The sequence below is a fragment of the Flavobacterium sp. genome (assembly GCF_031363805.1).
GTDB lineage: Bacteria > Bacteroidota > Bacteroidia > Flavobacteriales > Flavobacteriaceae > Flavobacterium.
On sequence record NZ_JANLVD010000077.1, the window covers coordinates 1 to 13,712 of the forward strand.

The 13,712-nt window shown below is 33.5% G+C and carries 8 protein-coding genes; 7 read left to right on the top strand and 1 reads right to left on the bottom strand.

The features are described 5' to 3' along the window. The 5 genes from RMN92_RS04370 to RMN92_RS04390 form a co-directional block, all read left to right on the top strand. A partial coding sequence (locus RMN92_RS04370; RefSeq protein WP_309608245.1) for a T9SS type A sorting domain-containing protein occupies positions 1 to 211 on the top strand: 211 nt, incomplete at its 5' end. A gap of 90 nt (positions 212 to 301) precedes the next feature. Continuing rightward, positions 302 to 2,140 (top strand): T9SS type A sorting domain-containing protein, encoded by a 1,839-nt coding sequence (locus tag RMN92_RS04375; protein WP_309608246.1) that lies wholly within the window; start codon positions 302 to 304, stop codon positions 2,138 to 2,140. Between the two features lie 41 nt (positions 2,141 to 2,181). Further along, positions 2,182 to 3,426, top strand: coding sequence for a zinc-dependent metalloprotease (locus tag RMN92_RS04380; RefSeq protein WP_309608247.1), 1,245 nt, complete (start codon positions 2,182 to 2,184; stop codon positions 3,424 to 3,426). Positions 3,427 to 3,495: 69 nt separating this feature from the next. After that, positions 3,496 to 5,793: a reprolysin-like metallopeptidase gene (locus tag RMN92_RS04385; protein WP_309608248.1), complete on the top strand. Its 2,298-nt coding sequence runs from the start codon at positions 3,496 to 3,498 to the stop codon at positions 5,791 to 5,793. 62 nt (positions 5,794 to 5,855) lie between these two features. Then, the gene (locus tag RMN92_RS04390; RefSeq protein ID WP_309608249.1) at positions 5,856 to 7,127 is read left to right on the top strand and encodes a zinc-dependent metalloprotease; all 1,272 of its coding nucleotides are present in this window, start codon (positions 5,856 to 5,858) and stop codon (positions 7,125 to 7,127) included. A gap of 236 nt (positions 7,128 to 7,363) precedes the next feature. On the opposite strand, the gene RMN92_RS04395 is transcribed toward RMN92_RS04390, so the two are convergent. Next, positions 7,364 to 7,774, bottom strand: a complete 411-nt coding sequence (locus RMN92_RS04395; protein WP_309608250.1) for a helix-turn-helix transcriptional regulator — start codon at positions 7,772 to 7,774, stop codon at positions 7,364 to 7,366. Positions 7,775 to 8,359: 585 nt separating this feature from the next. On the opposite strand from RMN92_RS04395, the gene RMN92_RS04400 reads away from it, so the two are divergent. Both RMN92_RS04400 and RMN92_RS04405 read left to right on the top strand, forming a co-directional pair. Next, entirely contained in the window at positions 8,360 to 9,508 is a 1,149-nt protein-coding gene (locus RMN92_RS04400) for a zinc-dependent metalloprotease (protein WP_309608251.1), read from the top strand. 94 nt (positions 9,509 to 9,602) lie between these two features. Continuing rightward, positions 9,603 to 13,151: a PKD domain-containing protein gene (locus RMN92_RS04405; protein WP_309608253.1), complete on the top strand. Its 3,549-nt coding sequence runs from the start codon at positions 9,603 to 9,605 to the stop codon at positions 13,149 to 13,151. Positions 13,152 to 13,712 lie beyond the last annotated feature (561 nt).

Consider the following 13,712-nt stretch of genomic DNA (forward strand, 5'->3'; position numbering starts at 1 on the left):
TTCCTTTACGATTGATACCAAATCGAATGGATCTGAATATAGTTTAAGTATTTACAACATTGATGGTAAGTTTATTACCTCAAAATTTGAAAAAACAACCGACAACTTGTTGCAAGTAAATATGGAACAATATGCTGAGGGAATTTATTTTGTAGTTCTGTTTGATAAAACAAACAGTAAATACAACTATTTAAAAATTATTAAAAAGTAAGTAAATCGAAATTTAATTAGCGTTCAAATTCATATAATTAAAATAAAAAACAGAATTAAAAATGTATTAATGTAATTACAATATTTAATTATGGTAAAACAAACTAAAGTCTTTTTAAACTTTTTAGTATTACTCACATCCACAGTTTTTTTCGGTCAAACATGGCAATCATCTATTGTTTATTTTGATGTCAATGGAAAGTTAGGATATGCTTTAGATGCAGAACAAAATCGTGTTATTGATTTTAGTGCCGCAGGATACAAAAATAATAATGAACAAATACCTAATATTAATACCATTATTACAACAATATTGCCATCAACAGGAGATAGAACTACAGAAATTAATGCTGCAATACAATCCGCAACTACTATCACTCCAAATGCAAATGGTTTTAGGGGAGTAATTTTATTAAAAAGCGGTAACTATGAAATTCAAGGCACATTAAAAATGAATGTTAGCGGTGTCATTTTGCGCGGTGAAGGAAGTGGACTTGACGGAACTGTGTTGACAGCAACAGGAAACACTCCAAACCAAAGAACTGTTATAAATGCTGGTGGTGGAACTAATGTGGCATGGAAGAAACAGGGTACATTGTCTACAAATATAACTACTGCTTTTGTAAAAGTAGGTTCATTTACTTTTAATGTTGCAAGTACTGCTGGGTTTGCAGTTGGCGATGCAATAATTATTTATCATCCTTCAACAGCCGCTTGGTTAACTGCCATCGATAATGGTGGCGTAGATACAGCTGCACCTTGGTCTGTTGGAAGTAAGGATATTCAAATGAATAAAATTATAAAGGCAATTAACGGAAATACAATTACAGTTGAATCGCCTGTGACCAATCATTTAAATGCTCTATTGTCTCAATCTTTTATTTATAAAGTAGATAAAGCAACCACAAAATCATTAATTGGGATAGAAAATCTAAAAATTGATATTCAAAATTGGACAAACGAATTGGTAGATGAAAATCATGCTTGGCAAGGCATAACTATGTTTGACATAGAAGATTCATGGGTTAAAAATGTAGTAGCATTACATTTCGGACAATCTGGTTTTAAATCTGGCACGGCAACTCGTGTAACTTTCGAAAACTGTCAAGCCCTTGTTCCAGTTGCGGGACTAACTGGTTCTAAGAGAGATAATTTTCAGGCGGATAAATTTTCTTCAAATATTTTATTTAAAAATTGTTTAGCTACCAAAGCCAGACATGCATTTGAAGTTACTGGCACCGCATCTGCCACCGGAATTGTGTTTACTAGGTGTACTTCTATTGATGCAACAAATCCAAGCGAAGGACACTACCATTGGTCAACAGGTATTTTGTTCGATTGTTTTAGAGATTATGGAAATCAAACCGATGTAGTTTTAGGATTGTATAACCGTGGCAGCTATGGAACAAATCATGGCTGGGCAGCAGCACATTCGGTTGCTTGGAACTGTGATTTAAGAAGAACAACCCAACCCAATGGAGATCTTATTTGCCAGAAACCTCCAACGGCACAAAATTTTGTAATTGGTGGTTTTGGTAGAATAAATTATGCAGCACCATTTCCGCAATATCCATTTGGTTATGTCGAAGGTTTTAACAACATTACCGCAAATCTAAATCCAGAATCTTTGTTTGATGCACAATTAAATGAACGCCTAGTTAATTTATCTATCAAAGATAATTCAGGAAACAATATTGCTGATTTAGAAATTCTTTTGTATCCAAATCCTGTTAGTAATGTTATTAAAATAAATTCAAAATCTGAAATAAAGCAAATTGAAGTTTACAATACTATTGGGCAATTATTACATCTAGAAAAATCAAATAATTTTAATGCAACCGTAGATTTTTCAAATTATTCAAACGGTAATTATTTCATTAAATTAAAAACAGAAAATGGACAGAAAAGTTATAAAATTATAAAAAAATAGTTTCTTTAGAATATTTTTAAATCATCAATAAATTAAAAATTATGAAACTTAAATCAATCATCGCTTTATTCTTATTTCAATTGGGTTTCTCGCAAGAAAAAACTTGCGGAACCGATTTGTACATGCAAAAAATGCAGAATGACCCAATTGCAAAACAAAAATACTTGGATTTGCAAAGTAGATTTGAAATTGAATTATTAAAACTTCAAAATCCGCAAAATAAATCTGCTAAAAATACCAACGCAACAATTATTATACCAGTAGCTGTTCATTTTCCTAGTGTTGCAACCAATTCGCCCGATAAAGCCTGTTTAAGACAATTGGCACAAAATCAAATTGATATTATCAATGCAGATTTCAACGCAACCAATTCCGACATTGCTTTGTGGACTCCAAATGCAAGTGCATTTTATCCAGGAACAAATGTTGGGATTCTAAATGTTCAATTTGTTCTAGCAACCAAAAATCATCCTGCAGGTACAGGACTTTCAAACGGTCAAGTTGCAGTAACCTTTGGAAGTAATTATTTAGCAAATTCAAATTATGATACACAATGGAGTAATTATTTGAATTTTGTTGTACGAAATTTAGGAGGTAGTACTGTAGGACTATCACCAATAGGCGGAAACCCAAGTGCTGGCGGAGCTGTATATATTACTAATTTTACTTTTGGTAGTGGGTCAGGTTGTTCTGGTTATCAGCCAACACCAGGCTATAATTTAGGTAGAACATTATCACACGAATTAGGTCACTTTTTCAACTTGTATCATACTTTTGGAAATGACCAATGCAATGACCAAAATACAGATTATGTAAATGATACGCCACAGTGCAGAGGTTTTGGTGGCTGTGCACTTGCGGGCGAAATTTTAGGTTGTATTTCAGGCGAAAAATCTCTAACTGTAAACTACATGGACTATACTCAAGATGCTTGTATGTACATGTTTACCGCAGGTCAGGTTACCAGAATCAGAGCCTATTACAATACAATTGCAAGCCAGTTTGCAACAAATGTGTTAAGTGAACAGGATTTTGAATTTAAAGATTTCTCATTGTATCCAAATCCAAATAACGGAAGTTTTAAAATATCATTCAGACCAGAAACCAACGAAGAAATTGAAATAATAGTTTACGACATAAGTGGAAGAAATATTTACAATAAAACATTTCAAAATTCAGAATCATTTGATCAAAATATTCAATTAGAAAAAGTACAAACTGGCGTTTATTTAATTTGCATTAAAAATGGAGAAAATAAAACCGTAAAAAGAATTGTTGTAGAATAACTAAAGATTAAAAAAAATAGGACAATTCAATAAACTTAATACCATAATATTTTAAAAAATTATCAAATTATGAAAAAAATATTACTATTCTCAATGTTACTGCTTTCAGTATTAAGTTCTTTAGGTCAAACCTCACCTTGGACGGTTATGACGCAAACTCAAGTTAATCAGCTGCCCGCTTTTAGTGCATCAGACAGGCCACGAATTGGCTACAAGGTTTTTACTTTAGACCTTTCTGTTTTAATCACTCAACTATCAATGGCACCAATGGATTCTGCCATAGATTCTAATGTGATTGTAAGCTTTCCAAATCCAGACGGCGGACTAGATAATTACAAAATCTTTGAAGTAGCTATCATGGAACAAGCTTTGGCAAATAATTATCCGAATATTAAATCCTATATCGGAAAAGGGATGAACGATAAAACACAATCCATCCGATTTAGTATTACACCACTTGGCTTCGATGCTGTCACTAATTCTGGCAAAGTGGGTTCGTTTTTAATAAAAAAATACCGCAGCGATTCGATTATTAACTATGTTGTTTACACATATTTGAAAGCAGCTCCAAACTCAACTTATTTTAGAAATTCAAATTCATTAGCAACAAACTCTGACTTTGTATGTGGCGTTACCGACGAAAAGGATAAATTAGATTACGATAAATTAAAAAAAATTCCAAAGTCGAGCCAAATAAATGCCGATGGAAAATTACGAGTTTTTAGACTAGCGGTGGCTACAACTGTCGAATTTTCTAATGTAATTGCTGCTCAAGCAGGAATGGGTGCAGGTACAGTAGCTCAGAAAAAAGGAGTTGTAATTGCATCATTGGCACATTTGATTACACGACTAAATGGTGATTGGGAAAGAGACTTATCGTTACGAATGATACTAGTAGCCAATCAAGAAGCCGTTATTTTTGTAGACTCTGATAATTTTACTAATGGTAATATGTCTACTTTAAGACAGGAATCGATCCAAATTACTCCAATTATTGGCAATGCTAATTTTGATATAGGACACGTGATGGGTACAGGTGGTGCAGGGGTTGCATGGCTCGGCGCAATTGCAGTTGATGACTGGAAAACTATGGGAGTAACAGAATATGACGGTCAACAAGGCATAAATAGCGACAAATTTAGTAATAATGTCGCTCACGAAATGGGGCATTTTTTAGGAGCGAATCACACCTATTCTAATAGTGACTGTCCGAATTTAAATAGTACCATTCAAATAGAACCTTACGCAGGTAATACCTATTTATCATATAATAGATTATGTGCCGGCTTAGCGTTAGATTCAGATGGATGGCAACCTCTTTCTGATCCATTTTATCATACGGCAACTATAGCTGAGATACAAAATGTTTTGGCTCGAACAACTAGTGGTACATTCATAACTATAAACAATGCGCCACCAGTTGTAAACGCTGGTGCAGATTACACTATTCCAAGAGATACTCCCTATGTTCTAAAAGCCACAGTTACTAATTCAAATTCAGATGGTTATACTTATTCTTGGGAAGGTTTAGATACAGGTGTACAGCCAGAAACTAGTGCAACAGCAACTTCTGGACCAAATTTTAAATTTAACCAACCATTAAATTCTCCAAATCGTTATATGCCTACGCTTGAAAAAGTTATTGCAGGAGAATTAAACACACGGACGGAACGCCTTTCGAGCGTATCTCGGGTACAAAATTTTGCTGTTACTGTGCGAGATAATGCTGTTATTCGAGGTTCAAATGTGAGACGCGACGATATGATACTAACAGTAAATGCTAATGCAGGACCATTTGCAGTTACATCGCAAAACACTACAGGCATAACGTGGGCGGGAAACTCTTCGCAAACCATTACTTGGAATGTAGCAGGAACGACATCTAATAATATCAACACTTCGTTGGTTAATATACTATTATCAACAGATAAAGGGTTAACATTTACAACAACATTGCTAGCAAATACGCCAAATGACGGTACGCAAATTATTACCATCCCAAACAACATTAATTCTATAAATTGCAGATTAATGGTTCAATCTGTTGGTAATTTATTTTACTCAGTTAATTCTACAAAATTTGCAATAGCATCGAATTTAGCAACAAATGATTTTGAATTCGAAAATTTTGATTTATTTCCAAATCCAAACAACGGAAGTTTCAAAATATCTTTTACACCTGAAACCAATGAAGATATTGAAATAATAGTTTACGATATAAGTGGAAGAAATATTTACAATAAAACATTTCAAAATTCTGGTGTGTTTGATCAAGAATTACAAATAAATACTATTTCAGCAGGTGTGTATTCAGTAACAATTCAAAATGGAGATAATAAAATGATTAAAAGAATTATTGTAGAGTAAAAAAATATTTACAGAAATTAAAAAAAATCAAGGAGAGTTATCAACAAATTAATAATCAAATTATGAAATTAAAATTAATCATCGCTTTACTCCTATTTCAATTAGGATTTTCTCAACAAAAAACTTGCGGAACCGATGCGCAAATCCAAAAAATTATGTCGGATCCAGTAGCAAAACAAAAATATTTGGATTTTCAAAAAAAATTTAATATTGAATTAGCAAAACTTCAAAATCCACAAAATGAAACGGCTAGAAGTACCAACGCAACAATTATTATTCCAGTGGCGTTCCATTTTCCCGAAATTGAGGCCAACTCACCAGACAGAGCATGCTTACAAGGAATGGCACAAAATCAAGTAGATATTTTAAACGATGCCTTTAATGCAACCAATTCAAATATTGGCTTATGGACTCCACAAGTACAAGCTTTCTATCCAGGAACTAATCTAGGTAATTTAAATGTACGTTTCGTAATTGCAAACAAAAATCATCCTGCCAATATGGGACTTTCAAATGGTCAGCAGGCCATAACATTTAGAAAAGCTTTTCTTAATACTCAAAATGGTGATCATAGAGACATTCGGTGGAAAGGCTATTTGAACATTGTTGTTAAAACTTTATGCTGTGATGGTACAACAGGTTATTATACAGGAGGCAATCCAGATGAAGGAAATTTGATAGTGCTACATAAAGATGCATTCGCTAGTGGCTCCGGATGTCCTGGCGGTTATGTGCCTTACCATGCATGGAGTAGAGGTCGAACTGCAGTTCACGAGGTAGCACATTACTTCAGTGTGCATCATACATGGGGAAAACAACCAGGTGCCAATGTGTGTGCACCATCTAACACCGATGAGGTTGCAGACACTCCACAATGCATTGGTACTGGCAACTATTGGCCTGAACCTGGGAGTGTTGCGGGTTGCGTACCAGGCGAAAAATCGTTAACAATGAATTATATGGACTATACATATGACGACACTAAATTTATGTTCACAGCAGGGCAAGTCGTTAGAATGAAAGCCTATTACAACGCAGTTGCCAATCAATTTAATACAAATGTTTTAAGTAGTGAAGATTTTGAATTCAAAGATTTCTCATTGTATCCAAATCCAAATAATGGAAGTTTCAAAATATCGTTTACACCAGAAAGCAACGAAGAAATTGAAATAGTAGTTTACGATATAAGTGGAAGAAATATTTACAATAAAACATTTCAAAATTCTGGAGTGTTTGATCAGGAATTACAATTAAATACCATATCATCAGGTTCCTATATTGTAACTATTGAAAATGGAGAAAATAAAACTGCTAAAAGAATTATAGTAGAATAATTTAAAATAAAGAAACATCGAAAATCAAGAAGCGTTCATAAAACATGACGCACATTTCTTGAAACGATAAAGGTATTATTGCTAACTCAAAGTAATAATTTATAATAGTTTTGTTTTGTTATTTAAAGCCGTTCAAAATTTTTGAGCGGCTTTTTATTTGCTTTTTTTGAGAATTTCGATCCATCGCAACTGGCTTTTAATGTTTTCGATTTTTAAAAGTTGTTTGGTTTGATTTGCTAACCCATACTTTTCGATTCCTGTTGTGGCGAGTCGCAGAAATAGTTGACTTTATACTGGTTGCTAGTTTGCAAATGGTTTGCCAATAGGTAAAGTTGTATATTTTGATTGTATTTTTTCTGAATTTTATCAAGCAATTGTTGTTCATTTATTTCTTGGAATTCTAATTCTTTAATTTGTATTTTATCGAGTGCTTTTAATTCTTGACTATTTTGAATTTCTTTTTCAGCATTACCATTTTTTTGCTCCAAAAAAAGTAGCATTTCTGTGAGTTTTGCATGAGCATCTGCAGATAAATCACGTCTTCCAGTTTCGTACATAGCAAGTTGGCTTAATGGTATTTTGAGATACTGCGCTAAATTTTCTTGAGATAGTCCAAGTTTATCTCTGAGTAGTTGTGATAGTCTCATTTGTGATATTTTTTTTAAAATAAATAATTTAATCACAAAGTTGTGATATTTTTTTATAAAATAAAAATATTATCACAATATTTTTTAAGTTAATAGCTCGTTTTATTGAGAATTAAGTTTTAAAAATTTTGACAGAATTTTTATCTTTGTTTTAATTTAATTCACATTACGAATTAGAAATCTGGATTTAAAATTCTACGAAAAATGGCAGTATAAATTAAATAATGTCGTTTATTAGGAATTTATGTCGTTTATCAGCAATAGATTTTTTTAGATTTTAATAATTTTATCACCATTAGAGATATGGTTTTATGCTTTGGATGTAATTACTTTTTACGATTTTTCATATTGTGCATTGTGTATGCGTTTCTTCTGGTTGTAGACAAGTTTAAACTGACATTTTTCTAGTTGACTTTTTTTCTCAAAAAAATATGAATTTTTCAGTTAACATATTAAATTGCACCAACGGGTTAACTTTATCTAAAATAAAACATTATGAAATTTAATCTACTTTTTATCTTATTGATTTTTCAATTAAGTTTTTCTCAACAAAGAACTTGTAAAGCAAATTTGCAAACGCAAAAAATGATGAACAATCCCATTGCAAAACAAAAATATATAGATTTGCAACAAAAATTTGAAGTTGAATTGTCAAAACTCCAAAATCAACAAAATAAATCGGCTAGAAATACCAATGTAACAATTGTGATTCCTGTAGCTGTTCACTTTCCTAATGTTGCAACAAATTCAACAGACAAAGCGTGTTTAAGACAATTGGTACAGAATCAAATTGATATTTTGAATGCAGATTTTAATGCAACCAATTCAGATATTTCTTTGTGGACGCCAACTGTAAGTGCTATTTATCCTGGAACCAATATTGGCAGCTTAAATGTCCAATTTGTACTCGCAACACAAAATCATCCAGCAGGTACTGGACTCGCAAACGGTCAAAAAGCAGTTACATTTGGAACAAATTTTCTGGCAAATGCAGATAATGATAATCAATGGATAGGTTACATAAACATCGTGGTAAGAGAGGCTGGTGCGCTTGGATATTCTCCTTTGGGTGGCTCGCCAAATGATGGTGCAACTGTGGTAATAAATTATGATGCTTTTGGTAGTGGCAACGGTTGTGCAGGTTATGCACCCAGCGGATCCTATAATTTGGGAAGAACCCTGGCTCATGAGCTAGGACATTTTTTTAATTTGGATCATACCTTTGGAACAGATCAGTGCTTGCCTTCAAATACTGATGAAGTTATTGATACTCCGCAATGTAAAGGATCAGGTGGATGTCCAGAAATTGGAAGTGTAGCTGGCTGCGTAGCTGGCGAAAAATCTCTGACTATGAATTATATGGATTACACAGACGATGCTTGTATGTATATGTTTACCGCTGGTCAAGCCACCAGAATGAGAGCTTATTATAATGCAATATCTAGTCAGTTATTTACCAACGTTTTAAGCAATGATAGCTTTCAATTTAAAGATTTTGCTCTATTCCCAAATCCAAATAATGGAAGTTTTAAAATATCATTTAAACCAGAAACAATCGGCGAAATTGAAATAATAGTGTACGATATGAGTGGAAGAAATGTTTACAATAAATCATTTCAATATTCGGAAATGTTTGATCAGGAATTACAAATAAATACTCTTTCTTCGGGTGTGTATTTTGTCAATATTCAAAACGGTGCAAAAAAAATAATTAAAAGAATTATAGTAGAATAACTAGAAGTATTACAATTGGCAAAAAAGTTAAAAACTTGGGGAAAATTCAAAAACTTAATGCAATAAATTAAATTATAAACAGATTAAAAAAATTATGAAAAAATTAATATTAGTAATCATAACACTTTGCTTTGCTATGAGTTATGGTCAATCAAAAGAAACATTTAAAAATACAGATTTGTACAAAAATGCACCAGATTGGGCAAAATTGATGTACTCAGAAAATCCAAACGTACACGAAGTTGATGAATTGTACTACAAATATTTTCAAACCAATACTTATAAAAAATCAAATTACACACAGTATTACAAGCTTTGGCGAAGAACCGTAGACGTTTACTTGAATAATGAGGGAAATATTGACATGTCAAAAAAAGCCAAGCAATCTGTTACTATAAATAAATTGCGAAACGATACACAACTAAAAAGATTAGCTGGAGGCAACTGGACAGCTTTGGGGCCGTTCAAAAACCCAGTACCTGGCACTCTTACACCAAGTGGCGGTCAGGCAAACGTAGTTTCGCTTGCACGATGTGAAGGTTCCCCTCTAGTAATGTATTGTGGCACAGAACCCGGGGAAGTTTACAGAACTGACGATGGCGGAAATAATTGGGTAAACGCATCTAAAACATTGGTTACTGCTGGTACACCAGATTATGTTACAGCAAATGTAGCGGTTTTTGCATTGGCGGTACATCCTACAAATCCGAATATTGTTTATGCAGGCTCTGGAACTCAAGTTTTTAAAACTACCGATGGTGGCAATAATTGGTTTGTAGTTTTAGATACTAAAATACTATGGGGTGTAATTTTAATCAATCCAGCCGAGTTATATATAAGCATTGAAAATCCTGAATTAGTTTTAGTAGCAGGAAGAGAAGGAATTCATAGAACTGAGGATGGTGGTGCAACTTGGATCAAAGTATTAGATTATGAGTGTTATGATATTAAAGCCAAACCAAATAATTCAAATGTATTGTACACAATAAGAAAAAATGAAATAACAAATACACATGAGTTTCTTACATCTACAAATGCAGGTTTAACTTGGACGCCACAAACAAATGGTTGGTACACGTCTACAAATGCTGCCCGATCTGTTACGGGTGCCCGTCTTGCTGTGACACCCGCAGACAGCAATCGAATTTATGCATATTTAGTAGGCGACTCCAAACCAGGTGACAAAAATTTTATTGGTATTTATAAAAGTACCGACGGCGGTGTTAGTTGGATAAATACGATGGGGTATGATGGCGGACCATATCCTGCAGACGATCCAAATAATGTAACTGATCATGTTCATCCAATTCATCCAAATTTAATAGGTACAACAGTCATGGGCAGTGGTTATAGTAATATAAGTGGAAATATCACTATAATGGCATCAAACACTAATGCTGACCATATTTTAGTTGGCGGAATTGGAATCTATCGAAGCACCGATGCGGGACAAACTTTCACATGTAAATATAATTATGAATGTTCTTCTGGCCCAGAAATTTTGCCATTATTTCATGTAGATTCGCAGGATTATAGAGCTTTTGGCAATGAATATTGGGCAACTACCGATGGCGGTATCTTTAAATCGAACGATTTTTTTGATAAAAATTCAGAATTTAAAATGGATGGTGTTAGAGGAGTCGATTTTTGGGGATTTGGATCTGGTTGGAATAGAGATATTTTAATTGGTGGCACCTATCATAATGGCGTAGATGCCTATGCAGAAGGTTATCCTGCAGGAACATTTTTAAATTTAATTGGTGGGGAACCAGCAACTGGTTATGTCAGTCCAAGTAACGAATCACGCGTTTTTTCAACTAATTTGGGTAGCCAGTATTTACCACAAACAATCTCAGGCCTAGTTAAACAAGCTCCTGGTGATCCGCTGCTTTTCCAGACAAACGAATCACCATGGTTTGCAGAATCATCAGAAATGGAGTTTCACCCAAGTTGTTTTAATCATATTTATAAGGGTTATGAAAATAAACTTTTTAAAAGTACAGATGGAGGCGTAAATTATACAGTTAAATATACTGCTGATCCAACCACTAGGGTTTTAGGAATAGAAACATCTAGACGCAACACCAATACTATGTATGTAGTTGTAAGACCACCATTTCCACAAAGTTGTTATATAGTAAAAACAACAGACGACTGGGCAACAAATGTCAAAATTACTTTGCCAGGAATAAAAAACAATAAGTCTATAATTAGTCTAGATCCAGAAAACGATCAAATAATTTGGCTTGCCTATCCAAATGGTGGAGAAAACAATTTAGTTTATAAATCTACAGATGGTTGCGCAACTTGGACTAATCAAACTACAAGTAAATTAGATGGTCAAACGCTTAGATCTATTGTAACTATTGGTGGCACAGATGGCGGTGTATATGTTGGAACAAACCTAACTTGCTATTACAAAAATAATGCAATGACAGACTGGATTATTTTTAACGGAAATTTACCAACAGTTACAAATACAAATGCGCTTCGTCCTTTTTACAGAGACGGAAAATTAAGAATGGCAACTTACGGAAAAGGCATTTGGGAGACCCAGTTATACGAGCAACCAACCAGACCAGTTGCAAAAATAATGGTAGATAAATTAAGTGCTGGTACATCTTGTGCTTCTCTTTTTAATTTTGACGATTATTCTATGCTAAATCATACCAATGCAACTTGGGAATGGACATTTCAAGACGGAAACATCAGCACCTCATCAAAACGCAACCCACAAGTTAGTTTCAATACTGTTGGCGATCATTTAGTAACACTTAAAGTAACAAATGCCAATGGTGTTTCATCTACAGATACATTAACTGTAACTACAACTGCAAGTCCAAATTCAATTAGTACAACTCTAAATCAAAATTTTGAAGTAAATCTATTGCCACAAAATTGGTCTCAGGAAACCAATGGAAATTATAATTGGACTATTAATAATACAGTAGGTGGTTTTGGGCAAAGTACCAACTGCATGTTTGTTAGCAATTTTACTACGGACAAACGTGGCCTCTATGCAGATATGATAGCACGTGTAAACATGTCTACAATTGGTGCTGCAAATGCAATTCTCACCTTTGATGTGGCTTATTCATTTTATTCAACCGAGTACCAAGATGCCCTGCAAGTGCTTGTTTCGGGAGATTGCGGTGCAAATATTACAACATTATATAATAAAGCTGGTCAAGAATTGGCTACTGCGCCATCAACACAAAATTATTTTGTACCCACAGCAACACAATGGCGTACAGAATCTATAAATTTATCTGCCTATGTTGGCTCTCCAGATGTTAATATAAAATTCAGAAATATTAACCAATATGCTCAGGCATTATATATTGATAATATTAAACTAAATGGCGCTCCATTAAATAAGAATCAATTTAATTCAAATAGCCCAATTGTTTATCCAAACCCAATAACTAGCAATGGTTCTGTTATTGTGAAAGGAAATGAAAACAGCAAAATTAAATTCAATTTATTTAGTATAGATGGAAAATTAATAGACACTGTTTTTACAAATTTTAATACACCAATTCCACTTAGTAGTTATAATTTAAAAGGAGGAACATTCTTGTATAAAATAATTTCAGAAGATAAAATACAAAATGGGAAACTCATTGTTTCGGATGGGAAATAGCGCATTGATAAAAATAGCTTTCTGATAATAACTTTTTTATACTAAGTGAAAAGATATTAAAGTATTGTTACTGCTAAAGCTAATAATTAATAATTGTTTATTTTGTTGTTTAAAGCCGCATCAACTTTTGAGCGGCTTTTTTGTTTTAAATAAAATTATATGTAGAATCATTTCTTCGTCACTCCGAGTGATTTTTGAAGTTTGTTGTAATTTTGAAGTAATGGTATGTTTCCCGCTTTAATCCCGATAGATCGGGAGAATCGAGAAGCGATTTTGCATACTTCTCGATACAATTTTGGCAATGTACTTTTACGCATTGTTCCTATTCGTTTCGCCAATCCCGATAGCTATCGGGACGAAGTGACGAACATGGATCGTAATCCGAAAGTTCGATATGACAAAAACTCCCCCGTCACTTCAAGTGGTTTTTAAAGTTTATAATAATTTTGAAGTAATGGAATGTTTCCCACTTTAATCCCGATAGATATCGGGAGAATCGAGAAGCGTTTTAAACTTCTCGATACGTTTTGACTTATCAAGATATGCTTTGAATACAACATT